26 protein-coding genes are annotated in these 22529 nt (G+C 57.7%); 2 read left to right on the plus strand and 24 right to left on the minus strand.

Going from position 1 to position 22529, the window contains the following annotated elements; genetic code table 11:
• Positions 1–100 precede the first annotated feature (100 nt).
• Together IPJ12_19795 and IPJ12_19800 are read right to left on the minus strand one after the other, a co-directional pair.
• Positions 101–1123, minus strand: a complete 1023-nt coding sequence (locus IPJ12_19795) for a hypothetical protein (GenBank protein MBK7649340.1) — start codon at positions 1121–1123, stop codon at positions 101–103.
• Between the two features lie 32 nt (positions 1124–1155).
• Positions 1156–1704 (minus strand): glutathione peroxidase, encoded by a 549-nt coding sequence (locus IPJ12_19800; protein ID MBK7649341.1) that lies wholly within the window; start codon positions 1702–1704, stop codon positions 1156–1158.
• 312 nt (positions 1705–2016) lie between these two features.
• On the opposite strand from IPJ12_19800, the gene IPJ12_19805 reads away from it, so the two are divergent.
• Together IPJ12_19805 and IPJ12_19810 are read left to right on the plus strand one after the other, a co-directional pair.
• On the plus strand, positions 2017–2577 hold the full coding sequence (locus IPJ12_19805; GenBank protein ID MBK7649342.1) for an acetate uptake transporter: 561 nt from the start codon (positions 2017–2019) through the stop codon (positions 2575–2577).
• A 78-nt stretch (positions 2578–2655) separates the two neighbouring features.
• A complete protein-coding gene (locus IPJ12_19810; protein ID MBK7649343.1) occupies positions 2656–3219 on the plus strand; it encodes a cache domain-containing protein in 564 nt (187 codons plus the stop codon).
• 144 nt (positions 3220–3363) lie between these two features.
• On the opposite strand, the gene IPJ12_19815 is transcribed toward IPJ12_19810, so the two are convergent.
• The 22 genes from IPJ12_19815 to IPJ12_19920 form a co-directional block, all read right to left on the minus strand.
• Entirely contained in the window at positions 3364–4242 is an 879-nt protein-coding gene (locus IPJ12_19815) for a F0F1 ATP synthase subunit gamma (GenBank protein ID MBK7649344.1), read from the minus strand.
• Positions 4239–5786, minus strand: a complete 1548-nt coding sequence (locus tag IPJ12_19820) for an alternate F1F0 ATPase, F1 subunit alpha (GenBank protein MBK7649345.1) — start codon at positions 5784–5786, stop codon at positions 4239–4241. The genes IPJ12_19815 and IPJ12_19820 overlap by 4 nt, the downstream gene beginning before the upstream one ends.
• Positions 5776–6579 (minus strand): F0F1 ATP synthase subunit B, encoded by an 804-nt coding sequence (locus IPJ12_19825; protein MBK7649346.1) that lies wholly within the window; start codon positions 6577–6579, stop codon positions 5776–5778. Before IPJ12_19825 ends, IPJ12_19820 begins: the two co-directional genes overlap by 11 nt.
• 3 nt (positions 6580–6582) lie before the next feature.
• Positions 6583–6864, minus strand: a complete 282-nt coding sequence (locus IPJ12_19830; protein ID MBK7649347.1) for a F0F1 ATP synthase subunit C — start codon at positions 6862–6864, stop codon at positions 6583–6585.
• 2 nt (positions 6865–6866) lie between these two features.
• Positions 6867–7583 carry a F0F1 ATP synthase subunit A gene (locus tag IPJ12_19835; protein ID MBK7649348.1) on the minus strand — a complete coding sequence of 239 codons (717 nt, stop codon included), beginning with the start codon at positions 7581–7583 and terminating at the stop codon, positions 6867–6869.
• A complete protein-coding gene (locus tag IPJ12_19840) occupies positions 7567–7869 on the minus strand; it encodes an ATP synthase subunit I (protein ID MBK7649349.1) in 303 nt (100 codons plus the stop codon). The genes IPJ12_19835 and IPJ12_19840 overlap by 17 nt, the downstream gene beginning before the upstream one ends.
• Positions 7862–8194 (minus strand): AtpZ/AtpI family protein, encoded by a 333-nt coding sequence (locus tag IPJ12_19845; GenBank protein MBK7649350.1) that lies wholly within the window; start codon positions 8192–8194, stop codon positions 7862–7864. Before IPJ12_19845 ends, IPJ12_19840 begins: the two co-directional genes overlap by 8 nt.
• The gene (locus IPJ12_19850) at positions 8187–8591 is read right to left on the minus strand and encodes a F0F1 ATP synthase subunit epsilon (GenBank protein MBK7649351.1); all 405 of its coding nucleotides are present in this window, start codon (positions 8589–8591) and stop codon (positions 8187–8189) included. Before IPJ12_19850 ends, IPJ12_19845 begins: the two co-directional genes overlap by 8 nt.
• Complete coding sequence (locus IPJ12_19855) at positions 8566–10023, minus strand: F0F1 ATP synthase subunit beta (GenBank protein ID MBK7649352.1); 1458 nt, start codon at positions 10021–10023, stop codon at positions 8566–8568. The genes IPJ12_19850 and IPJ12_19855 overlap by 26 nt, the downstream gene beginning before the upstream one ends.
• Before the next feature lie 283 nt (positions 10024–10306).
• Positions 10307–11419 (minus strand): FAD-dependent oxidoreductase, encoded by a 1113-nt coding sequence (locus tag IPJ12_19860; GenBank protein ID MBK7649353.1) that lies wholly within the window; start codon positions 11417–11419, stop codon positions 10307–10309.
• A complete protein-coding gene (locus IPJ12_19865; protein ID MBK7649354.1) occupies positions 11416–12084 on the minus strand; it encodes a TIGR04282 family arsenosugar biosynthesis glycosyltransferase in 669 nt (222 codons plus the stop codon). The genes IPJ12_19860 and IPJ12_19865 overlap by 4 nt, the downstream gene beginning before the upstream one ends.
• Entirely contained in the window at positions 12065–12763 is a 699-nt protein-coding gene (locus tag IPJ12_19870; protein MBK7649355.1) for a TIGR04283 family arsenosugar biosynthesis glycosyltransferase, read from the minus strand. The genes IPJ12_19865 and IPJ12_19870 overlap by 20 nt, the downstream gene beginning before the upstream one ends.
• 148 nt (positions 12764–12911) lie before the next feature.
• Positions 12912–13655 carry a DUF3047 domain-containing protein gene (locus tag IPJ12_19875; protein ID MBK7649356.1) on the minus strand — a complete coding sequence of 248 codons (744 nt, stop codon included), beginning with the start codon at positions 13653–13655 and terminating at the stop codon, positions 12912–12914.
• 116 nt (positions 13656–13771) lie between these two features.
• Positions 13772–14596 (minus strand): DUF547 domain-containing protein, encoded by an 825-nt coding sequence (locus IPJ12_19880; protein ID MBK7649357.1) that lies wholly within the window; start codon positions 14594–14596, stop codon positions 13772–13774.
• 5 nt (positions 14597–14601) lie between these two features.
• Complete coding sequence (locus IPJ12_19885) at positions 14602–16746, minus strand: FAD-dependent oxidoreductase (protein ID MBK7649358.1); 2145 nt, start codon at positions 16744–16746, stop codon at positions 14602–14604.
• 372 nt (positions 16747–17118) lie between these two features.
• Positions 17119–18063 carry a hypothetical protein gene (locus IPJ12_19890; GenBank protein ID MBK7649359.1) on the minus strand — a complete coding sequence of 315 codons (945 nt, stop codon included), beginning with the start codon at positions 18061–18063 and terminating at the stop codon, positions 17119–17121.
• The gene (gene msrA, locus IPJ12_19895) at positions 18060–18671 is read right to left on the minus strand and encodes a peptide-methionine (S)-S-oxide reductase MsrA (GenBank protein ID MBK7649360.1); all 612 of its coding nucleotides are present in this window, start codon (positions 18669–18671) and stop codon (positions 18060–18062) included. The genes IPJ12_19890 and msrA overlap by 4 nt, the downstream gene beginning before the upstream one ends.
• Positions 18668–19168 carry a peptide-methionine (R)-S-oxide reductase MsrB gene (gene msrB / locus IPJ12_19900; GenBank protein MBK7649361.1) on the minus strand — a complete coding sequence of 167 codons (501 nt, stop codon included), beginning with the start codon at positions 19166–19168 and terminating at the stop codon, positions 18668–18670. The genes msrA and msrB overlap by 4 nt, the downstream gene beginning before the upstream one ends.
• 199 nt (positions 19169–19367) lie before the next feature.
• Entirely contained in the window at positions 19368–20003 is a 636-nt protein-coding gene (locus IPJ12_19905) for a VTT domain-containing protein (GenBank protein ID MBK7649362.1), read from the minus strand.
• Complete coding sequence (locus IPJ12_19910; protein ID MBK7649363.1) at positions 19948–20754, minus strand: ATP-binding cassette domain-containing protein; 807 nt, start codon at positions 20752–20754, stop codon at positions 19948–19950. The genes IPJ12_19905 and IPJ12_19910 overlap by 56 nt, the downstream gene beginning before the upstream one ends.
• Positions 20751–21644 (minus strand): phosphonate ABC transporter, permease protein PhnE, encoded by an 894-nt coding sequence (phnE, locus tag IPJ12_19915; GenBank protein MBK7649364.1) that lies wholly within the window; start codon positions 21642–21644, stop codon positions 20751–20753. Before phnE ends, IPJ12_19910 begins: the two co-directional genes overlap by 4 nt.
• Positions 21644–22510 (minus strand): phosphate/phosphite/phosphonate ABC transporter substrate-binding protein, encoded by an 867-nt coding sequence (locus IPJ12_19920; GenBank protein MBK7649365.1) that lies wholly within the window; start codon positions 22508–22510, stop codon positions 21644–21646. Before IPJ12_19920 ends, phnE begins: the two co-directional genes overlap by 1 nt.
• Between the last annotated feature and the right edge of the window lie 19 nt (positions 22511–22529).

Below are 22529 nucleotides of genomic sequence, written 5' to 3' on the forward strand. Positions count from 1 at the left end.
AGGCATCTACCGACGACTGCTACGGTCAACCGGAAAAAACGGCTGAATCTGAAATTTTCAGAAGCCCGATGGCAATCAGCCTTCGGGCTTCAGCAGGCCGTTAGCGCCGTGCCAGAATCAGCGAACCTTTTTCTCGCGGGTTCAGGTCAATGCGCTCAATCGATGTAAATCCCGCCGCGTTCAGCCATTCGCAATAATCGGCGTAGGCGTGAGTCTGCGTGCCGGTTTCCAGCAGCAGGGTCAGGCGAAAAGCGGCATTCAGGGCGTCAAGCGGTGTTTCGGCCACGTATTCATGGATGACGAGCAGACCGCCCGGCTGGAGCGACTCGCCAATCTGCCGAATCGCCAGACGATTTTCTTCCGCCGTATGGTTGTGGGCGACCGACAGGTAAAACACCAGATCGTTGTCGCAACCCCAGTCGTGTTCCTGCAAGGTGCCCGGGCTGAGGCGAATGCGGTCCGATAATTGCACGCGCTCGATTTCGTCGCCTGTCTCCGTCAAGGCGCTGGGCATGTCGACAATGACAGCATTGAGCTGCGGATAACGCTGGCAAAAGCGAATCGAATGCAGGCCATGTGACCCGCCCAGATCGAGCAGGCGCCGATAGCTCGGCAAGACCGGTACATGCCGGAGCAGATCCGGCCCAAGGTCAGCCGCAAAGGCACCCATGTAGGACGAGAACAATTGCCCGAGTTGCGGTTGGTCCTCCATTGCGTCCCACAACAGTTTCTTGGGGCCGCCCCGGCGCACGCTTTCGGCGAGCCCGCCCATCATTGACCACGCTTCGTGAGTCCACAACAGGCCAGGTGTGTAGTCGACTTGGCCCGCGCTGGTAAACCAGCGTTGCGTGCTGGCCATATTGGCAAACGAATCGCCCTGCTTTTGCAGATAGCCGACAGTGACCAGAAAGTCGGCCAGTGTGGCGGTGCCGTGAACGCTCGACTCAATTTTGGTGGCCAGTTCCGCCGCTGAAAGCGGCCCTCCAGCCAGTGCCTCGAAAAGCCCCAGTCGTCCGGCCGAAATAATCGCCGACGACTTCATCATCGGCATGTACACATCCAGCATGGCCAATTCGGCCGAGCCGGTTGGCTGGCAAACATCGGGTTTGGGGAGGGCGGGCATCGGGTGGTTTGTCGTCAATTCGGAGAGCCTGCTTAAGCGAGTGCCGATTCAATTGCTGCCAGCAAAATCGGGTCATCCGGTGTCATGTCAGGAGAAAAGCGCTGCACGACGCGACCATCACGCCCGACCAGGAATTTCTCGAAATTCCACAGCACATCGTCCGGCTGCTTCGGTGAGCAGCCATACCCGGCCAGCTTCTCGCTGAAATCACTGCCGGCTGGAAAGACAGCGTCGGGCTGCGCGGCAATCAGTGCCGCATACAGCGGGTGCCGGGGTTCGCTGTTGATGTTCAGCTTCTCGAACATCGGGAACTCGACACCGTAGTTGGTCGTGCAGAAATCCTGAATTTCGTCGGCCGATCCCGGCTCTTGCTCAGCGAAGTCATTGCAGGGAAAACCAAGCACTTGCAAGCCGCGCTCGCGATACTGCTTGAAGAGACTCTCCAGCCCGGCGTACTGCGGCGTCAGTCCACACTTGGAGGCTACGTTGACGATGAGCAGTACTTGTCCCTTGAATGCGCCCAAGTTGAGCACCTGCCCATTGAGGCTCTTAAGGGGTATCTCGTACAAGGATTCAGTCATGGCTATCTCGTTTTTTCCGCGTGAATGGATTAATTTTGGCGTTTGCAAGGCAACGGCGAGACATTTTACGTGTTGAGGTGCTGATATATCGCGAAATTTAAAATGCCCCGTCAATATCCGTTCGTTCCGGAATCACTCGCTTACCCAATTGCAAGCCGAAATGATTTATCAATAGGTAATTAATTCATCTATTGATAACTCGGGCTTTCGTTATGCTGCTATTCATGCCAGACTCTTGCGACGCAAGAGAAAAACAGTATGCCTGCATAGCGCTAGCAGGCTCGACAAAAACAACTTACCAGGAGTCGCACGATGGCGGAGCAAAAACTGGGAAACCCGGCGGTCGTTGGTCTGGCGGGTTTTGGTCTGACGACCATGATGTTGCAGTTCCATAATGTGGGGTGGATGGGGATAGGCCCTGTCATTTGGCTTGGTTTGATTTTCGGTGGCTTCGCGCAGATGGTTGCCGGCCTTCAGGAAATGAAATCGGGCAATAATTTCGGCTATTGCGCTTTCACCTCCTACGGGTGTTTCTGGATATCGCTGGCGCTGATCCTCATTGGTAATCACTTCAATATCTACGTGTCGAGTAAAACCGATATTGGTTGGTTCCTGGTCGCCTGGACTGCATTCAGCACGATTCTATGGATCGGCTCGATGCGTGTCAGCAGTGCGTTGGCGCTGACTTTCACGTTGCTGATGATCGGCTTTGTGCTGCTCGATTTTGCCCACTTCGGATACCCGGAACTGACCGTTGTTGCCGGCTACGAATTGATGGCCTGCGCAGCGATGGCCTGGTACATCATGGCTCACCTGATATTTGCCGACCTCTTCGGTCGTGATGTCCTGCCGGTCGGAAAGCCCTGGATCTAAACGGGGTGTCACTGCCTGCCGATTGCTCACCGTGGTGAGCGGGTTGAAGATCGTTGGAATTATGTGGAAGGAAAGAAGATGCTGCTGATCCGGAGTTGTGCGCTGACTTTGCTGGTTTCACTATTGGCTGGAGTGACTTATGCGGCTCCTGCGACCCAAGCGGTCGATGAGGTTGCCACACCAGAGGAGGCAATTACCAAGGTGTGGTCTGCCGCCAGGTTTCTTCAGGACAAAGGGGTATCGGGCGTCGCAGCATTGAATAGCAAGGATGGCCCATGGGTATGGAAGGATAGCTACGTATTTGCCTTTGACTGCCGTCTGGATCGAATGGTCGCCCATCCGATGCGCCCGGACCTTGTCGGTCGGCCGATACTGCAAATCACCGACAATAACGGCAAATACATTTTCAAGGACTTGTGCAAGATTGCTTCCCAGCCTCACGGTGGCTGGGTTGAATATGTATGGACCCGACCCGGTGCTGGCCGTGTGTCGCGCAAGCTGACCTATTCGATGACTGCTGAAATCGCTTTTTCGACAGGGATTCAGGTAGCCGCCGGGGTCTATGACGACAAGCTTTCCATTCCTGATCTGACCAAGGTTGCCGAAAGAATGGCTGACCCGGCGAAATACCCGGCTCACTGAGCGATCCGCTGCCCCGGGCTCATCCTTCGTCGGCAATGATCGGCAATAGACTTCAGGCATTGGAGAGGTGCAGCCTGTTGGTATTCGCGACCATTGTCTGGCGAACTACCGTTACCTGACAGGAAGCCGGCTTTTGGCCGGCTTTCATCGGGCATAGGCTTCAAAGCCTGAAACAACATCAAACAATTCTTCGTCAATGGCGCTTTGGCGTAAACGATGGAATTCGCTGCCAAGATTCTCCAGTAACTCGCCGATATTTTTTTCGGCCCGCTGCATGGCTGCAAGGCGGCTGGCATTTTCGCTGGCCAGGGATTCAGCGCAGGCACGGAACAGGGACACAAAGAGATATTCACGAACAAAGGTGAACAGGGTTTGTTCTCCATCGTGCATGACCTCCGGTAGCTTGTTGGATGGCCACTGCCGGCTCGCCAGCTCTTTTCGCCACGCTTCGTCGAGGGGCAACAGACGCTGGCAGAACGGTTCGTAGATATCTCCCGACTTCGGGCGATTGTGAAAGAGGTAAACCGGTCCGATTTCACCATGTTCCCGGCGAATATCAATTTCCGTGAGTATCTGACTGACCAGCAGCGTAATTGCGCCGATCGCATTCGGAAGCGGAAAACTTTTGTTGGTTTCAAATTGGCTTCCAACAAGCCGCGACTGTATGCGCTCACCAACCGCCCAGACCATTTTTTTGCCAGGCAACTCGCCCAGTTTTTCGGTCACGAAGTTGACGAGAAGATCGTTGAATTGACCCACCAACCCTTGATCCGAGCCGAAAACAATCGCACCGACCGTTTCCTCATCATTGCGCTTTAATATCGCTGCTGCCGTTGGACGGGTTTGGCGGAAGCAGGCGAGCAGACCAAGCTGAACCGCACGATCATAATCATCCAACGAGCGCACCGCATTCTCGTATTGGCTGATACTGGATGCCGCCATCGCCTTCATGGTGCGTACGACCGATTCGAGATCACCAGCCGTGGAGATCTTTCTGCTCAGATTGGCGGCTGTGTTGCTCATGACTCGGCCCTGGCTTCGGCTGGTGGAAAAAAGCCGGCCAACGCCTGCGTGGCAAGCTGGATGATCTGTGCCCGGTCGGCGTCGCCCAGTTTGTCGGCGGTCGAGAGTCGCCCTATGAGTTTGTCTGGAATATCGGCTGCAGCGCCCCAGACGGCCTGCTCGGCTTCGGCCATCCGCGCCAGTGGCACGCGGTCGAACAATCCTGCGGTCAACGCCAATAAAACGCTAATTTGTACCGGCATCGGCATTGGGGAAAATTCGTGCTGTTTGAGGCAGGCACGAATCCGCCGGCCGTGCTCGATCAGCTGGCGGGTGGCTTCGTCGAGGCGGGCGCCGAAGCGCGAGAAAGTTTCGAGTTCCTCGAACTGGGCATAGGCCAGCTTGAGGTCACCGGCTACGGCACGGTAGGCCGCAAGCTGGGCCTTGCCGCCGACGCGGGAGACTGATTTACCGACATCAACGGCGGGCAGCACGCCGAGTTCGAACAGGTTCGGCGACAGATAAATCTGGCCATCAGTAATCGAAATCAGGTTGGTCGGTATGTAGGCGGAAATGTCCTGAGCTTCGGTTTCGATGATCGGCAAAGCCGTCAGCGAGCCGCCACCGAGTTCCGGGCGCAGATGCGTCGCCCGTTCGAGCAAGCGCGAGTGGATGTAGAAGATGTCGCCGGGAAATGCTTCGCGACCAGGTGGCCGGCGCAGTAATAACGAAAGCTCGCGGTAAGCGCGGGCGTGGTGGGTCAGGTCGTCGTAGACCACGAGCACGTCGTGGCCTTGTTCCATGAAATGTTCGGCAATGCTGGTTGCCGCATAGGGTGCGATATAGGCGAGGCCCGGTGGATCATTGCCTTCTGTGACGACGACCACGGTGTAGGCCAGGGCACCCTTCTCACGCAGCGCCGCGATAACCTTGGCCACGCCGGAGGCGCGCTGGCCGATGGCACAGTAGACGCAGATGACGTTCTTGTCGCGCTGGTTGAGGATGGTATCGAGCGCTATCGCCGTCTTGCCGGTTTGCCGGTCGCCGAGGACCAATTCGCGCTGGCCGCGGCCGACCGGAATCAGCGCATCGATGACCTTGATGCCGGTCTGCAAGGGGACGGTCACTGGCGCCCGGTCCATGATGTCTGCGGCTGGCCGTTCGACCGGCAAGCGTTCGCCGGCCGGCAGTGGCCCGAGGTCATCCAGCGGTCGACCGGTCGGGTCGATGATTCGGCCGAGCAGGCGCTCGCCGACTGGGACATCAACGACATGACCACCGCGCTCGACCGGGTCACCCGCTTGCAGTAGCCAATAGTCACCAAGCAGAACGACGCCGATTTCGTCTTCATCGACATTGAAAGCAATGCCTTCAATTCCGCCGGGGAATTTCAGCATTTCTTCGAAACCGACGCCGGGCAGACCTGAAACCTTGGCGATGCCGGCCGCAATACTGATGATGTGGCCGACCTCATGCGGTTGCAATTGTGCTACGAAGGCTTGCCGCGCTTCGCTGATGCCGGAGAAGGTTTGGTCTAAAACGTCCTTCAGCCGATCAACTGGCATCGTTCTTGGCCTTTTCCGGAGCATCAGGTTCAGCAGTCTTCGCTTTGATCAGTTCGTTGATACCATTTTCCAGATCGGTGAGGTAACCGCCAATACTCCATGCCAGCTTATGACCATCGCTGCTCAATTCGATGCCGCTGACCAAATCGGGGGCCGTCACGAAGCGGAGTTCGCCTTTCTCGCCAAGCATGTCACGGATCGCCTTGGTTACCGTTGTTTGCTCAGTCGCCGCCAAATCGAAGCAAGTGCGTACGACAATCGGTCCGGCTTGGGCTTGTAGAGCTGCCGTCAGTTTTGTTTTTTCGTCGGCGCCCAAGGCCTGCAGGCGGTCGACGAAAACCGCCACCATGCGTTCCTCCAGTTTGGCGCCGGCCAGGTCGTCCAGTGCCTTGCGGGCGATGGCGAAAACCTCTTGCTGTGTCCGGCGGCTGATTTCCTGGTTGAGATTCTGCACGTCTTGTTGCAGGTTTTCCTGACGTTTGGCGGCCAGTTGGTTGGCATCCTGGCGCGCCGCTTCAAGCAGGCGCTGGCGTTCGCTATTGGCAGCAGCCATGGCCTGGGCCAACATGTTTGCTTTCTCTTTGTGGAAAGCGGCATTCTTCTGCTCGAAATCGGCGCGATCCTTGGCGGCTTCCGCCTTTTTCGCATCGGCGTCGGCGAGTTCGTTGGCGATGCGCTGCTCCCGCGCGTCGATGGCATCGAGGATTGGATGGTAGAGAAAGCGCTTCAGCAACCAGACCAGAATCAGGAAGTTGAGCACCTGCGCGCCGACGGTGAACCAGTCGATGAGCATGATCTACTGTCCGGCGACTTGGGCGATGGCATGGTTCCAGAACGGGTTGGCGAAGAGCAGGATCATCGATACGACGAAACAGTAGATCGCCACCGATTCGACCATGGCCAAGCCAACAAACAGCGTGCGGGTGATGGTAGCTGAGGCATCCGGCTGCTGTGCCAGTGCAGTCAGTGCCGTCGCTACCGCCTTGCCTTCGCCGAGCGCCGGGCCAATGCTGCCGATGGCGATCGTCAGGCCGGCAGTGATGATCGAGACTACTGCGATGATTGTCATGCTGTCCATGCTCATTCCTTTCGTGATTCATGTTGTTCGGGCGTATCCGCAGCACTGGGCGGCTTGCGGGAGCGCGTTGCGGCGGCAATGTAGACGGCCGCCAGAATGCTGAAAATATAGGCCTGCACCATGCCGGTTAGCAGTCCCAGCGCACTCAGGAGAATGGGGAAGATGAAGGGCGTGATAGTCAGCAATATGGCGAGAATCATCGTCCCGCTCATCATGTTGCCGAACAGGCGGGCGGCGAGCGCCAGAGTGCGCGACAGTTCGCTGACGATGTTGAAGGGCAGCATGATGACCGTCGGCTTGACATACTCTTTGAGGTAGCCGCCCAGCCCGCATTCGCTGATACCGAACATCGGTACGGCGATGAAAACGCAGATTGCCAGCGCTGTTGTGGTCGATAAGGAACCGGTCGGTGGCTCATAGCCGGGAACGATGGTGAACAGGCTGGCCGTCCCGACGAACAGGAAGAGCGTGCCGAGAAAGTCGAGATATTGGCGCGGCTTGGTCAGGCCGACTTCGCCGATCTGGGTAACGATGCCAGTCACGATGATTTCCAGCAGGTTCTGCCAGCGGCTGCGCTCCAGGCCTTTCGACAAGCGACGTGTGACCAGATACGAACCAAGAGCCAGCACCAACATCAAGCCCCAGGTATAGGCGATGGTGGCGTTGATCTTGAACCAGCCGAATTGCCATAAAACGATGTTGTCAGGGCTGAGATGCATGATTGCCCTCCAGAATTTCGGCTGGCGGGCGGCTTAAGCGTGTGACGACGACGCGCGCCACGACAAAACCGAGCAGGGCGGCCAGCCAGCGCTGCCAGTCGTCGCCGCAGGCCAGGTAGAAGCCACCCAGCGCGATGCCGGTACGCAGCACCAGGCTGGCAAAAAACCACAGCGCAACACGCCGGGACGTCATCGCCCGGTGAACCGTCCACCACAAGCCGCCAAAGAACATGGCGCCGAGCATCACACCAATCAGCAGCGGCACCAGAACCCTTGGGTCAAGCATCGTCAGCCTCCTGTTCGCGAATTTCGCGTCCTTCCTTGTCCACCCAGTGCCAGGCATTGAAACAACCAAGCACCAGGCCGGCGGCGAGCAGGGCCAGCGTCCACGAGTGACCACCCGGATAGTGCTCATCCAGCCACAGGCCGAGCGCCGCGCCGAGCAGGGTAGGCATCGCCACCGACCAGCCAACCAGCCCCATCATGCCGAGGCCGGACCAGACGGTCTGCGTCACATGGCTCTGCGCCTTCAGTTTGCGCGCCGCCTTGGCCCCCACCTGCTGGCTGAATGCGGTTTTGCCCGCGGCAAGTTTGTCGTCCGGCTTAATCATGACTGAATTCCGCAAAGCGGCGGATAAAGCCGCCTTCGAGTTTGGCCAGGACCGAGCGCACGCTTTTCTCCTGCTCATCCAGATTCAGGAATTCCCGCTCGATGGCCTGGTGCAGTTCGCCCAGATCCATGCCGCCGATGGCATTGCGCACGGAGACCAGCACTTCGCTGCCGGTTTTGACCAGTACGCCCTCGTCGACCGCCAGACTGACCTCGCCTTCGTCTTTGGTTTCGTACGTCAGGATGCCCGGCGCCAATGCTGCGGCGCAATCCAGACGGTTCGGCAGCAGACCGAAAGAACCGCTGCGCGATTCGGCGACGATACGAAGAACATCCTGCTTTTCGGCAAAGACCTTGAAGGGCAGCAGGATCTTAAGCTGCATGCTCGCTGACAGCATTTTTGTCCTCCTTGGGTACCTTGGCATCGGCATCGGCATCGGGCTTGGCTTTGTCCAAGGCCTCGTCGATGGCGCCGATCATGTACAGCGCGCTTTCCGGTACATCCTTGAACTCGTCGCGCAGGATGCGCTCGCAGCCATCAAGCGCATCGTTCAGGCTGACTAGTTTGCCTTTGAGGCCGGTGAACTGCTCGGTGGTGAAAAACGGCTGAGTCAGAAAACGTTCCAGCCGGCGCGCACGCGCCACGACTTTGCGGTCTTCGCTCGACAACTGTTCGAGGCCGAGCATGGCGATGATGTCCTTGAGGTCGGCGTATTGCGCCAGCGTCCGACGGATTTCCTGGGCCAGCGCGTAATGCCGCTCGCCGATGACACCGGGTGTCGCCATTTTCGAATTCGATTGCAGCGGATCGATGGCCGGGTACAGCCCCTCGCTGGCCCGCTTGCGCGACAGCACAATGGACGCCGATAGATGCGAGAAGGTATGCACCGCCGCCGGATCGGTGAAATCGTCGGCCGGCACATAGACGGCCTGGATCGAAGTGATGGCCCCGGTATCGGTATTGGCGATGCGCTCTTCGAGTTGCGCCAGCTCGGTGCCCATGGTCGGCTGATAGCCGAGGCGGGATGGCATCTGGCCCATCAGCCCGGATACTTCCATGCCGGCCTGGATGAAACGGAAAATGTTGTCGACCAGCAGGAGCACGTCGCGATGTTCGTCATCGCGGAAATATTCGGCCATGGTCAGTGCCGCGTGGCCGACCCGGAAGCGGGCGCCGGGCGGTTCATTCATCTGGCCGAAGACCATCACCATGTTGTTGAGGACGCCGGCCGCCTTCATGTCGCGATAAAGCTCCTCGCCTTCGCGGCAGCGTTCGCCGATGCCGCAGAAAATGCTGACGCCCTCGTGTTGGCCGACCATGTTGTGGATCATTTCGGTGAGCAGAACGGTTTTGCCGACGCCAGCGCCGCCGAACAATCCGGCCTTGCCGCCACGCTCAAGCGGCATCAGGACATCGATGACCTTGATGCCGGTTTCGAAGACTTCCGATTTGGTCGAACGATGGGCCAGTGAAGGCGGCGCCCGATGCACGCTGCGCCATTGAACGTCGGGTGCTGGCAGGCGGTCAATGGCATTGCCGAAGACATCGAACATTCTGGACAGAATTTCCTTGCCGACGGGAGCCATCAATGGACCCCCACTATCTCGAACCGTCATGCCACGGGCCAAGCCTTGGGTGGGTGTCAGAGCGATACAGCGAACGTTATGTGCGTCAAGCTGAGAAAGAACCTCGACAGAAACCTCATTGTCAATTCCCGTTTGCAGCAGAGAATGTATTGGGGGCAACAGGGATTGGAAGCGAATATCAACGACACTTCCACGAATTGAAACAATCACACCAGTGTTTGGCGGGGTAGTACTGCCTGCCATGCGCTTCCCTTTTGTCATTATTCAGTCTAGTACAGTAAGGGAGGATTTGTGCGATTAGATGGGTTTCATTTGTTAATCGTTTAAAGGGGCAGTTGATTCAAGGGCTTGAAAGGCGCTTTTATGTTGGTGGATTGCCTCGACAGTCAGCAGACGAGCCTCGACTTTGCATTTCACCGGATTTCGACTGTCAGAACGTCACGTCAAATGAAAGTCTGTTATCTCTTCGGAGATGGAGGGAAAGCGCCACATTTTCTTTAGCGGCCTATGTTTCTCAAGCCCGCCGTCAGGACAGGTTCAGATCGTATTGCCTCATGAAGCGCCGATCAATCCAGTCCTTCCATGTCCAGGCCCAATGGCCTTTTGCGGAAAATCCGCCCCAGGACATGATGGCCTCCTTCGGGCCAGTGGCGAGCAAATACAGGCTGCGTTTTTGTGGGCGATAACTCATGGGAGCGTGTCCCATCAGTACGCGATTCAGATTGGTTGCCAGGACAGGGCCGGCTCGAACGGCATAGACGCCTGATTTGGCATGTGGGGCGTCGATGCGTGTTGCCACGTCTCCTGCCGCGAAGACTTCCGGATGAGAGACGCTTTGCTGCCCATCCATGACTGCAACGAATCCGTCCTGCGCCAATTCCAGATTCGATTCGGCGAGCCATGGCGCAGGGCTGACGCCGGTGGCGGCGATGATGCAATCCGCCGGGATCACTTTGCCATCGCTCAATTGAAGCCCTTGTGAGTATCCGGCGGCATAATCCTTTACCACTTCAATCCGGCGCTGCGTCAGGGTGTTGGTTACTTGGGCAACAATACTGGGGCCGTGTCCGGGCAGAAGGCCCGAACCGGCGATCAACGTTACTTTTATATTCGCGTTGCCTAGTTCAAGTGCGAGGCGATAAGCGGCTGCCAGTGCCAGTTCAACCCCTGCAGCGCCACCGCCAACGACTGCAAGACTGGCTTTTCCCTGTTGTTTAAAAATGTCGACCTGTCGCGTCCAGTCGACGACGAAATTTTCCAGGGGCCGGATCGCCAGCAATGTGGCACCGGTTGCTTCCAGGCCAGCGGTGTCGACCTGGGCACCGGTATCCAGGGACAAGGCGTCATAGGTGACGTCGCCGGTCTGCATCGTATGAAGGATTCGCCGATTGGCGTTCAGGCAGGTGACGCTGTCTTGAATGAAGCGAACCCTGCCTGCTCTGAGCAAAGGGTCGAGTACCGCTGCACACTGCGCCAGGCTGTAGTGTCCAGCCATCCATCCTGGAACCATGCCGGAATAGATTTGGCGGGGGTAGGGAGAAATCAGCGTGACCTCAATACCCGGCCATTGACCCGCTGCCAATGATTTCAGGACGTGCAGGTGAGCATGGCCGCCGCCAGCCAGAACCAGGTGTTTCATGCGCTAGTCAGCTTTTGTGGGGCAAGGTTACGGGCATCCGGAAAAAATTCTGTCATGCGCTCAAAGTCCTCCTTGCGGTCGATATCCCACAGCGCGGGGAATTCGCGCCACCGCCAATTCATAGCCGTCAGTCGCTTGCGGGTCTGCGCCATGACTTGGTCAGTGCTCCAGTCTACGTCCTGGAAAGCCTGTCGATTGGCTTGCCGCATGCCGATCAGGACATAGCCACCGTCTTCGGCGGGAACGATAGCCGCGTCATGGTGCTGAAGGCTGTCCGCGGCCTGCCGTAACAATACGGGTGTCAGTGCCGGGCAGTCGGTGCCGATTGCCAGAGTGCCGGTACGGCTTGACGATTCCGCGATAGCGGCATGCATTCGCTCACCGAGGTTGCCCTCGGGTTGGCAGCGTAGGTCAACAGTACCGAAAGTACGGCAAGCGGCAAACTCGGGGTGATGAATATCCGGGGTACACCACAAGGTAACTGGCCCAAGGTCGGCAGCGATGGCCGTTGCGATCGTGCGCTGCAGTAACCAGCGTTGCAGCGCTGCAGCGCCTTCAGCGCCCAAATGGGGAATCAGCCGTGTCTTGGCCAGGCCGGCGACAGGCGCCTTGGCCAGGATTGCCACCCCCACATCGAAGGGGACCTCAGCTCTCGTGCGGGACATATCCGTACTCCTTTGCCAGATCGTTCGGACTGGCACCAAAATAAAATCGAAGCCGCAGCCACCACATCATCAGGATGGTCGGCAGCAGCCCATGCTTTTCCCAGCGCCGCCCAGAGGTCGTGACCGTTTCCTTGAGACAGGCTGGCGGTGATTTCTGGCGCATGCCCGTTGTAAACACGATGTCTTCCATCAGGGGAATATCCGGGAATCCGCTACGGGCCAGAAATGCCTCACGCGTGACGAAAATGGCTTGATCGCCGGTGGCGATGCCGGTGAGGCGCGAGCGCCAATTCATCATGAAAGCCACCATGCCGAGTCCGGAAACCGAACCTTCAATTTGAACGTTGAAGCGTCCCCAATGCGCGCCATGACTGATGGCTTCTCTGACAGAACTTAATGCGGTCGGCGGCAGACGCGTGTCGGCGTGGAGAAACAGGAATATGTCTCCGGTAGCTAGTGCCGTCCCTGTGTTCATCTGTCGACCTCTGCCGCGTGGGGATGTCGCCACGCCATCGGCCAGGAAATCGGCGCGCTCTGCGGTACCGTCACTGCTCCCACCATCAACCACGATGATTTCTGCCCCTTGTGCGCGAAAGCCTTGCAGACCTTCGAGCAGCTGAACAATGCCGCCGGCTTCATTCAGTACAGGGATGATGATTGAGACAATCGGCGTATTCATGGCTTTGATTATTTGTGAACCGCAAGCGGTCGCTACTGTAATTCCGGCAAAGTGAAATCAGGTGGCAGGGTTCAAACAATCAGCGTTTGAGGTATTTTGATTTGACCATAGGACAATTAGTGGGTGTCGGATGATGCGGCAGCGTAATTCAATCCTTTGATACCGGGCAGTCTTCTTCCGTTTCAACAAAGCGAAAATCGGCAAAGCCTGCATGCGCTTCTTCGCCGGTATTGTCAGTGTCTGAGGCAATCGCGAGGCCTTTTAGCTCCCCATCGATTTCCCCAAAGGCGCGCCGAAAATCAGCCAGTACATTGCGCCTTTCTTGAATCCACGTACCGGCGTGGGCTGCGCCCGAGCGCAATACCAGCATGCGAGCCCGATCCGTATAGGCGTTATCCTGCAGTGTGCCGACCGGGTGGCGGTTGTCCCAGATGTAGTTCAATGCGGCGTCAGGCACCTGGCTGCCGTAGATAGAGCGCGCCAGGCGGAGCTTGGTTCGGGTGCCGAAACCCAGTTGATCCGGCGGCACCGCAAACGTCAGATAAACCCGGGCAGCGTAATCGTCACCAGATTTCCGGGTCATGTCAGCCGAAGCAACTGGCGCATCAATGCGCCATTGCCAGCACAAAATGGGCGTTTTTTTCAGGTTGACCGCAACGCTGCGCGCCAGCAACGCCATACTCTTCTTTGCTTTGGCCTCGATGGCTACAACGCCATCCCATTTCCGCAGTGCATATTGAGTCGGCGGTACGTGCTGGTCGAGGTGTTCGATTTTCCACGGGGTAGGAATGACAGTATTTGCCTCGCTGAATCGCCCAACCCAGAGAGGGTCAGCCAAGACAGCACAGGGAATGGTCGTGGCGACCAGAATGCTCAGGTTACGCGCGCTCACTTGCTTGATCCAATTTGATAGGTGGGGAGCGAAGCAGCATCCAGATAATGCGGCAGAATTAACCGCTGCCAAAGCCAACTACCAACTCGTTTACCCAGCGAATTCATCGATGCTCCCTAGCGCCGCCCGGACGAAGCGCTATCGTTCAAGCGCCAATCGTAGTCGAGGAACTCCAGTTTGTAGTCGCCCTGCCGGATTCGTTCCTGTGCTTCCGGCGACTTGGCGAGTTGCGCCGCATAGCGGCCAAAAGTGGTCTTGATCGATTCGAAACCCTTGTGTCCTTTTTCAAAGTCCTTGCCGTACCAATCAAAGATCTTCGAGACCTGAAGTTTTCCGCCGGTGGCATCGAAACGATTCCGAGTGCTGTCTGCCAGGAAGCGGCGCATGCCGTCTTCCAGTTGGCTGTCCAGCTTGTCGCCGGTGAAAGCCTCGGCGCGCAGCATCGGGCAACCGATGGATGCGCAAACAACGGCGGCGTGGATACGAGGATCATCGAAGGCGCCAGGAGCGCGTATCAGGCCATGCTCAATGTCATCAAGCGCCATTTCCTGACCGAAGAGCGGAATGAATTTTTTCTTCCAGGGTGACTGGAAAACGCTGCCGATATCCTTGATCGATTTGAGGTCGGGATACTTGCTCAAGACCAGTTCAATCGTCCAAGCGTTGTAAGCGTTGATCAGGAAGGCCAGCCGCTGTGCCTTGGGCCACTGTTTGTATTCGGTTTCCGGCACTGCTGAAACGGTTTTCAGCCAGATCGTGAGTCGGGCTTGATCAGTTGCCATGCCACGATAGTCAAGCCGGCTCGAATTGCCGTCGGGCGCGAGTTTGACGTGTTTGCCAAGCAACGCGTTCCACTCGCGGTAGTCTTGGTCAAACGCTGAAGCCGAGAGGCTGGTGAGTGCGAAGATGGCGAGCAAGACGACTCTTTTAAGAATAGACATGTGACTTACCCCCGGCGCCAGGCATGAAAACGTTCAACCCAGGCCAGCAGTTTCTGCGGTGCATGGGCCTTCTTCCAGTTGCCGGCAACGTACTTGTTGGCTTCGGCCAGTGTCGGATAGATGTGGATGGTGCCGAGGATCTTGTTCAGCCCGATGCCTTGCTTCATGGCCAGGACATATTCGGCAATCAGGTCGCCGGCGTGTTCGCCGACGATGGTGACGCCGAGGATTTTGTCCTTGCCCGGCACAGTTAGCACTTTGAGGAAGCCGTGGGCTTCGCTGTCGGCAATCGCCCGGTCGAGATCGTCGATGCCGTAGGTGGTGACTTCGTAGGGAATGCCTTTTTCCTTAGCTTCGATTTCGTTCAGACCAACCCTCGCGACTTCAGGTTCGACAAAGGTCGCCCAGGGAATCACGGAATAATCGGCCCTGAATTTCTTGAATGGGTCAAAAAGCGCGTTGACCGCGGCATACCACGCCTGGTGAGCGGCGGTATGGGTGAATTGGAACGGGCCGGCGACATCACCTGCCGCGTAGATATTCGGGTAATTGGTTTGCAGGAATTCGTTGGTATCGACGGTGCGACCAGTTGGAATACCCAGCGCTTCCAGGCCGAACCCCTTGAGGTTGGCAGCGCGGCCGACGGCGACGAGGACGGCATCGAACGGAATCCGGACATCCTGCCCTTGATGTTCGGCAATCAGTATCTTCTCACCGTTCTCTATGATGAACTGCTTGGCTTGATGCTTGAGGAGCACCTCAATCCCTTCCGAACGGAAACGCTGAGTGACCAGCGCTGAAACTTCGGGGTCTTCACGCACCATGATGCGGTCGCCCATTTCCACCTGAGTCACTTTCGCACCCAGGCGGGCAAAAGCCTGGGTCATTTCCGAACCGATCGGTCCGCCGCCCAGTACGACAAGGCGCTTGGGCAATTCACGCAAATTCCAGACATTGTCCGAGGTCAGATAGCCAACTTCCTCGATGCCCGGTATGGGCGGTACGAATGGTCGGGCCCCGGTGGCAATGACGATACTGCGCGTGGTCAGGCGCTGGGTGCTGCCATCTTCGCGGGTGATGTCGACTTCCCACGGCGACACGATTTTGGCGCTGCCTTGCACAACATCGACACCCAGCTCGGTGTAGCGCTCGGCCGAGTCATGCGGTTCGACGGTCTTGATCACTGCCTGCACCCGATTCATGACGTCGGAAAACTCGACCCTGGCGCTGGCCGAGGCAATGCCGAATTCCGCCGCGCGGCTGATGTGAGAGAGGAACTTGGCTGAACGGATCAGCGCCTTCGACGGGACACAACCGGTGTTCAGGCAGTCTCCGCCCAGCTTGTGCTTTTCGACCAAGGTGACCTTTGCCTTGACGGCAGCGGCGATGTAGGACGTGACCAGGCCGGCACTGCCGCCGCCGATGACTACGATGTTGCGGTCGAAGCGCGCCGGCTTCTTCCACTGGGCGAATACCTTGTTCATGCGAACGATCTCCACAAGCTTGCGGGCAATCAGGGGGAAGATGCCGAGCAGCACAAACGAGCCAAGCAGGCTGGGCGAGAGGATGCCGGACAGTGAATCTAGCTTGGCCAACTGGGTGCCGGCGTTCACATACACCACCGTGCCGGCCAGCATGCCAATCTGGCTGACCCAGAAGTAGGTCCGGGTTTTCATGGCGGTCAGTCCGAGCAGCAGGTTGACCAGGAAAAACGGGAAAGCCGGTACCAGCCGCAACGTAAAGAGATAGAAACCACCTTCACGGCGCACGCCTTCGTCAATGGCTGCCAGTCGCTGGCCAAAACGTCCGGCAACCCAGTCGCGCAGCAGAAAACGGGACATCAGGAAGGCGAGGGTTGCACCGATGGTTGAGGCAAAGGAGACGATTACCGTACCCCACAGCAAACCGAATACCGCACCGCCAGCCAGCGTGAGCAGTGCCGCACCTGGAAACGAAAGGGCGGTAACAATGACGTACACAACGAAATATCCAGTAATGCTCAGTAGCGGATTGCTTGTACGGAAAGCCTCGATGGCGGCCTGTTGATTCTTGAGCGACTGGAGACTCAGGTATTGACCCAGGTCGTAGTGAACGTAGAGCCCGATCAACACACCGATGAAAGCCAGTAGCGCCAGCTTTTTGTATTTCATGAACGATCCCTGCTAAGTGATTAGGACGGCAAACGCGAAAACGTCACCTGTATTCCTTAGTCGCAGGATGACCGCTATTTCTTACGGATTTGTTTGAATTATTTGGATAGGAAATGTGATTGTCTGCCGGGATACGTCATCAATCTTGCCAAACGACAGATGCCCGGCGGGCGCTCAAAGACGCCGACTATTTTCACAGAAAGCACACCATCAGGCATTTCTCACGATCTCACATGAACGGGCGAAAACTGAGTTACGCGTCTGGTTCTCTTGGGAGCCTCCGTGTTCGGTAAAAACATGAATGCTGCGGTCGACCGGAATTTTCGCCCAAAATCGAAAAGATTCGTCACCTGAGGTAAGCCGCTTTTCCGTTCAGGCTGTGGTCAATTCGGCTTTGTGGCGGATTCTGGGGCGAAGATAATCGGGGCCGTGCTCGATACGCTTGAAATACGAGAGCCACGCATCCGAGCCCTCCGGCCAGTTGGCCAGAAAGCGCTCGACCCAGTCGGTGTGGTCGTAACGGATGGGCAGGGCATGGATATGTACGCCGTTCTGCACCTCGCCGTAGAGCGCATCCTCGCCCGGCGGACGGGTGCTGATCCGGGTCAGCAGGCCGTAGCGTTGCTCGCTGAAATTGGGCATGCCGGCGGCACCGTTATTGGCGATCAGGCCGGGCGAAAATCGGCGCAGGGCCGGTAGACAGGTATGGGTGCTGGCGAAGATGTCGACGTCGGCGCGGTGGAATGCCTCGACGAGCCACGGCTGGTGTTGCGGATCGCTCAACGCCGCTGCATCGAAGCGCCATCCGGCGAGCGAGTCGGCGTCACCGTGCACGACGGCAACCCGCTGGCCACCGACAGCAAAGCGGGCAATCATCGGCAATCCGGCGAGTGCCGCGAGAATATCCGGGTGCTGCGCAGCGCTTGCCTTGAGCCGGGCGTGAATGCGGTTGGAGCGTTCGACGACGACGCTATCAACGTGATCCGGATAGGCGCAACCGCAGCCTGCCGCATCGCCATCGACGCCGAGTTCGGCCTCGACATTGCCGACGATGGCGTGATGGGCGAGTACGCGACGATTGATCTCGGCAAAACTTGTGTCGTCGACATCAAACCAGTTGAAGTCACCGTTGAAAATGAGAGTGACCGGTCCGGACTCAGCGGCCGCCAGGCGTTCGACGACGTCCAGTGCCGGCAGGTTGCCGTAGAGGCCACCGAGAACGTACAGCGTTTCGGCCTCGACGGCAGGCAGGCGGGCGATGGCTTCGGCGCCGTAGCGGTATCGCAGCGGGCAACTGCGCCCGGCCATGTCACTCATTTTTTCTCGCCCCAAACTTGCTGAACCCGTGCGTCACGGCCGCAGCCGTTACGGTAATAGGCGTAGCGAATCGGGTTTTTCTTGTAATAGTTCTGGTGGTATTCCTCAGCCGGCCAGAAGGGCGTGGCCGGTAGCAGTTCCGTATAGATCACCGGGAAACGGCCGCTTTTCAGCAAGCCATCCCGGCTCTCTTCGGCGACTTTTCGCTCGGCCTCGTTCTGCCAGTAAATGCCACTACGGTACTGGTTGCCAATATCGCAGAACTGACGGTCTTTGACCGTTGGATCGATGTGGTGCCAGAAGTAGTCGACCAGTTGCGCGTAGCTGACTTTCTGTGGGTCGTAGATGACGCGGACGGCTTCGGCATGGCCGGTGTGGCCGGCACTGACTGCTTCGTAGCTCGGGGTTTTCGTCTGGCCAGCGGTGTAGCCCGATTCGGCCTCGATGACGCCGGGCAGCTTTTCAAAATCCGCTTCGACGCACCAGAAGCAGCCGCCCGCGAAAATGGCGGTTGCCTTGTTGGCCGGGGTATCGGCCGCCTGGGTCAGGAAACTGGAGGCCAGCAGCGTGACTGCCGCGGTCAACCGGAAAAAATGAGTAATTTTCATGTCCGTAACGCCGGTAATGCATCACCCTGAACGACGAAGGTGAGGGCGATGCCGTTGTTGCAATAGCGCTTTCCAGTCGGCTTCGGGCCGTCATTGAAAACGTGTCCTTGATGGCCACCACAGCGGCTGCAGTGATACTCGGTGCGTGGGTAGATCAGTTTGAAGTCGGTCGACGTATCGATCGCACCAGCCAGCGGTTCCCAGAAGCTCGGCCAGCCCGTGCCGCTGTCGTACTTGTGGGCGCTGTCGAACAGGGGCTGATTGCAGGCAGCGCAGATAAAGGTGCCGGCCCGCTTTTCGCCATTCAGCGGGCTGCTGCCGGCACGCTCGGTGGCTTCCTCGAACAGAACCTGATAGGCCTCCGCCGGTAGCAATTTGCGCCAGTCCTGCTTGCTTTTGTTGAGGGGGAAGGTGCTGGCGGCGCTCGCGGAACCGAACGGTAACGCACTTGCGGCGACCAGGCCGGACATTTGGATGAGCCAGTTGCGACGATTCATTTTTTTCTCCTGATGAGTCTGCTGCGTCGAGAAGTGTCACAGGCTTTGTTTAGCCTCTGATACTTAGTCGCGGCAAGCGGTAAATTTCTTACATAAATTTTCGTCAATGAGGGTATTGATCGCCGGAGCGCCAGTAGGTTCGTCAGCGATGGCAAGCTCGAAAGACCTGGGGTCAGGACGTTTGTCCGGAAAATTTTGCTCAACCTGCCGGGGTATGGCTAAACAGCGTGGCGAGATAATCGAATAGCAGGCAATACAGGGCGATTGGCAGCGGTAGCCCTATCAACGTTCCAGCCAGGTAATCGCGAAAACGCACGCCGGACATGGCAAGCATGTAGTTCACTGCCGGCATCGTTTGAAACAATATTCGCAACAATGTCACGCTACGTAGCGGGTGGGTATCGAGGTGACCAAGGATTCTTTTCGCCAACGGATTCTTCAGCTGTCGCAGTGCATCGCTGCCGATCAGGCGAATGGCCAGGAAGGTGGTGACACATGAAAGGCATGCCGCGATATAGGTTGCAATGCCTCCCCACGTCTTGCCCAGCGTCAGGACGGCAGCGGCAAGAAAAATCCAGCCCGGCACCTGAATCAGGTTGCCCAGGGCGAACAGCAAAACGAATATCAGCAAGCCAGTGGCTTTGTTGGCCAGGATTTGTGGCTGCAGGAATTCAAGGCTGAGATTAGCCCGCAAGCCTGTTACTTCAATCGTTGCCAGCAACAAGGCGACAAACGCGATGACGGCGAGCAAGCGCCGATAGGGGCGAACGGAAGCGTTATCACTCAAAAGCGACTTCCTGGCGGGAGATGGGCATTTGCCAGTGTGGTCGATCATGGCCGCTATCAGGTCGATACAGGTTAACCAGTTGCTGGTCGTCTACCGCAGCAACCGGTAGATCGAAAGCGATTCTTCCCTGTTTCAGACCGATCACCCGATCAGACAATAGTGGGAGCAGGGAAGGGTTATGGACCACGGAAATCAGCGTTGCGTTTGCGGCCGCCTTGGCCAGCAGATGGCAGATTTCGATGGCGGCGGAGGGGTCGAGGGCTGCGGTGGGTTCGTCAGCGAGGATCAGGCGCGGGCCCTGCATCAATAGCCGGGCAATCGCAACCTTCTGGCGCTCACCGCCGGACAGCTTGTCGGCGCGGGTGCCGGCTCGCGGCAGCAGGCCGACCGCATGTAACGCCGCTTGCGCCCGGGCAACTTCAGAAGCCGGGAAGCAGCGTGTCCAGCTGCGCCAGCCTTTGATACGTCCAAGGCAGCCAATCAATACATTGTCCAGTGCAGAAAGCCTTGCCACCAGATGCAAACCTTGTAACACCTGCCCGAGCTCGATACGCAGCGCCCGAAGTTCGGTGGTCGATATGGGGCGAGCTAGGTCGCGACCCAGAACTTCAACTTGTCCGTGCGTCGCCGGCATGAAACCACTGAGCAAACGCAGCAAGGTGGACTTGCCGGCGCCGTTGTGACCGACGATGGCGATGCGTTCGCCCTGAGCTATTTCCAGTTGATCAATCTGCAGTAGCGCCCGGCCATCTGCGGCACAAAGTACTGACTGGAGAGAAATGCAGGGAGGTGATTTCATGACAAGGACAGCCTGATCCGGCGGCTGATGGCGTCAAAGGAAGCCACCAAAGCGATGATTACCATCAGGACGGTTGATAGCCGGCCCCACTGGAAAAGTGAAGTGGCCTCGGTAATCAGCAGGCCAAGTCCGCCGGCGCCGATGATACCCAGTATGGTCGAGTCGCGAATATTGAATTCCCAGACGTAGAGATGACTTGAAACAAATTGCGGTAGTACGGATGGCCATACCGCATTGAAAAAAACCTGCACCGGTCCGGCACCGACGCTCTTTACCGCATCAATGGCTGCCATATCAAGTGACTCGATGGATTCGGCGAACAGCTTGCCGTAGGTGCCCATGGAATGCAGACCGATGGCCAGGATGCCGGCGGTCGGGCCGAGGCCGACGATGCCGACCAGTACCAGTCCGAAGACCAGTGTGTGAATGGAGCGGGAAACATCAAGGATGCCCTTGGCCAGCCACGCCAGTAACTTCGGGGCCACCAGATTACGCGCGGTCAGGACCGCCAGCGGCAGGGCGAGCAGTGCGCCCAGCAGCGAGCCGAGCGTGGCGATGCGGATGGTTGTCCACGTGGCCCGCCCGAGGCCAGCCAGATAATCCTGCTCGACCTCCTGCCGGTTTTCGACGCGCAGCAGCGTGCCGTCATCACTGCGGTATTCGAGATTCGGGTTGCCCAGCCAGGCATCGACAAAACTCGGTCGGGCAAATTCGCCGGCTGTCTTGATCAGATTGGCGACGGGATTACGCCCCAGCGACAGCTCGTTTTCCTTGGCCAGGGTTCCGAGGCAAGCGGCAATGAGCAGGCCATAGAGCAGCGTCAGCCCCAAAAAGCCGAGCCGACCGCTGAAGCGATCGACGAGTCGCGTGGTCAGGGCGTGCGCTGTCATTATTTTGCCTGTAACTTTCCGGTGGCCAGACCGGCATCGCGGATCGGCTTGTAGAAGGCGTTATCGGTGCTGACAAAGCCCGTGTAATGCGGCGGCAGCAGTTTCGGCTGTGCTTTCAGTGCCTCGCCAATGCTGCCCAAGGCTGTCTGGATATTTGTAACCAGCGCTTTGTCCTTGGCCAGCTCATGACTGACGGCAAAAGCATCATTGGGCAAGGGGGCCGAGGTCCAGATGATTTTCGAGTCTTCTGCCTTGATCATTCCCTGCTCAATCATGGCATTGCGGTTACGGTTGTAGTCTGCGCCGGCATCGAGCACGCCTTGGGTAACCTGGGTTTCAATGGCCTGGTGTGAGGTATTGATGACTTTGCTGAAATACTTTTCCGGCGTGATGCCCTGTGTCATCAGATAGTGCAGCGGGATCAGGTAGCCGGAAGTCGACCCCTTGTCGCCAAAAGCGAAGGTCTTGCCCTTGAGGTCAGCCAGCGTGTTGATACCGGATTTCGGGCTGGTGACTGTAATGGCGAAATACTCGGGCTTGCCATCGTAAAGAATGGTCGAAATCACCTGAGCTCCGGCCTGATGGTTGGCTAGCACATAGCCCCACGGTCCCATCAAGGCGATGTCGGTTTCACCATTGGCGAGTGACTTGGCAAGGCCCTCCCAGCTATCAACGGTGCGCAGTTCGACCGGTCGATTGAGTTTTTTGGAGAGATAGTCAGCCAGCGGACGATAGGTCGCATCGTTCTTGTCCCTGTCCGGTTGAAAGAGCCCGACGCCAAATTTGAGTGCTGGTTCGGCGGCCATAGAGGTGCTGGCGACAATTGCCGAGACGAACAGGGCAAGGATATGGGGAATGAATTTCATGGCAATTCCTGAATGTTAT

The sequence above is a fragment of the Betaproteobacteria bacterium genome (assembly GCA_016709965.1).
GTDB lineage: Bacteria > Pseudomonadota > Gammaproteobacteria > Burkholderiales > Rhodocyclaceae > Azonexus > Azonexus amarohabitans.

What these genes read in the sequence shown, in the direction of transcription:
- IPJ12_19905 (MBK7649362.1), bottom strand. Translation starts at nt 20,003, where the DNA reads ATGATCGACCACACTGGCAAATGCCCATCTCCCGCCAGGAAGTCGCTT.
- IPJ12_19865 (MBK7649354.1), bottom strand. Translation starts at nt 12,084, where the DNA reads ATGTCCCGCACGAGAGCTGAGGTCCCCTTCGATGTGGGGGTGGCAATC.
- IPJ12_19805 (MBK7649342.1), top strand. Translation starts at nt 2,017, where the DNA reads ATGGCGGAGCAAAAACTGGGAAACCCGGCGGTCGTTGGTCTGGCGGGT.
- IPJ12_19815 (MBK7649344.1), bottom strand. Translation starts at nt 4,242, where the DNA reads ATGAGCAACACAGCCGCCAATCTGAGCAGAAAGATCTCCACGGCTGGT.
- IPJ12_19825 (MBK7649346.1), bottom strand. Translation starts at nt 6,579, where the DNA reads ATGCTCATCGACTGGTTCACCGTCGGCGCGCAGGTGCTCAACTTCCTG.
- IPJ12_19850 (MBK7649351.1), bottom strand. Translation starts at nt 8,591, where the DNA reads ATGCTGTCAGCGAGCATGCAGCTTAAGATCCTGCTGCCCTTCAAGGTC.
- IPJ12_19920 (MBK7649365.1), bottom strand. Translation starts at nt 22,510, where the DNA reads ATGAAATTCATTCCCCATATCCTTGCCCTGTTCGTCTCGGCAATTGTC.
- IPJ12_19855 (MBK7649352.1), bottom strand. Translation starts at nt 10,023, where the DNA reads ATGGCAGGCAGTACTACCCCGCCAAACACTGGTGTGATTGTTTCAATT.
- IPJ12_19835 (MBK7649348.1), bottom strand. Translation starts at nt 7,583, where the DNA reads ATGCATCTCAGCCCTGACAACATCGTTTTATGGCAATTCGGCTGGTTC.
- IPJ12_19885 (MBK7649358.1), bottom strand. Translation starts at nt 16,746, where the DNA reads ATGAAATACAAAAAGCTGGCGCTACTGGCTTTCATCGGTGTGTTGATC.
- IPJ12_19830 (MBK7649347.1), bottom strand. Translation starts at nt 6,864, where the DNA reads ATGGACAGCATGACAATCATCGCAGTAGTCTCGATCATCACTGCCGGC.
- IPJ12_19845 (MBK7649350.1), bottom strand. Translation starts at nt 8,194, where the DNA reads ATGATTAAGCCGGACGACAAACTTGCCGCGGGCAAAACCGCATTCAGC.
- IPJ12_19800 (MBK7649341.1), bottom strand. Translation starts at nt 1,704, where the DNA reads ATGACTGAATCCTTGTACGAGATACCCCTTAAGAGCCTCAATGGGCAG.
- IPJ12_19820 (MBK7649345.1), bottom strand. Translation starts at nt 5,786, where the DNA reads ATGCCAGTTGATCGGCTGAAGGACGTTTTAGACCAAACCTTCTCCGGC.
- IPJ12_19860 (MBK7649353.1), bottom strand. Translation starts at nt 11,419, where the DNA reads ATGAAACACCTGGTTCTGGCTGGCGGCGGCCATGCTCACCTGCACGTC.
- IPJ12_19890 (MBK7649359.1), bottom strand. Translation starts at nt 18,063, where the DNA reads ATGAGTGACATGGCCGGGCGCAGTTGCCCGCTGCGATACCGCTACGGC.
- msrA (MBK7649360.1), bottom strand. Translation starts at nt 18,671, where the DNA reads ATGAAAATTACTCATTTTTTCCGGTTGACCGCGGCAGTCACGCTGCTG.
- IPJ12_19880 (MBK7649357.1), bottom strand. Translation starts at nt 14,596, where the DNA reads ATGTCTATTCTTAAAAGAGTCGTCTTGCTCGCCATCTTCGCACTCACC.
- IPJ12_19810 (MBK7649343.1), top strand. Translation starts at nt 2,656, where the DNA reads ATGCTGCTGATCCGGAGTTGTGCGCTGACTTTGCTGGTTTCACTATTG.
- IPJ12_19870 (MBK7649355.1), bottom strand. Translation starts at nt 12,763, where the DNA reads ATGAATACGCCGATTGTCTCAATCATCATCCCTGTACTGAATGAAGCC.
- msrB (MBK7649361.1), bottom strand. Translation starts at nt 19,168, where the DNA reads ATGAATCGTCGCAACTGGCTCATCCAAATGTCCGGCCTGGTCGCCGCA.
- IPJ12_19795 (MBK7649340.1), bottom strand. Translation starts at nt 1,123, where the DNA reads ATGCCCGCCCTCCCCAAACCCGATGTTTGCCAGCCAACCGGCTCGGCC.
- IPJ12_19910 (MBK7649363.1), bottom strand. Translation starts at nt 20,754, where the DNA reads ATGAAATCACCTCCCTGCATTTCTCTCCAGTCAGTACTTTGTGCCGCA.
- IPJ12_19840 (MBK7649349.1), bottom strand. Translation starts at nt 7,869, where the DNA reads ATGCTTGACCCAAGGGTTCTGGTGCCGCTGCTGATTGGTGTGATGCTC.
- phnE (MBK7649364.1), bottom strand. Translation starts at nt 21,644, where the DNA reads ATGACAGCGCACGCCCTGACCACGCGACTCGTCGATCGCTTCAGCGGT.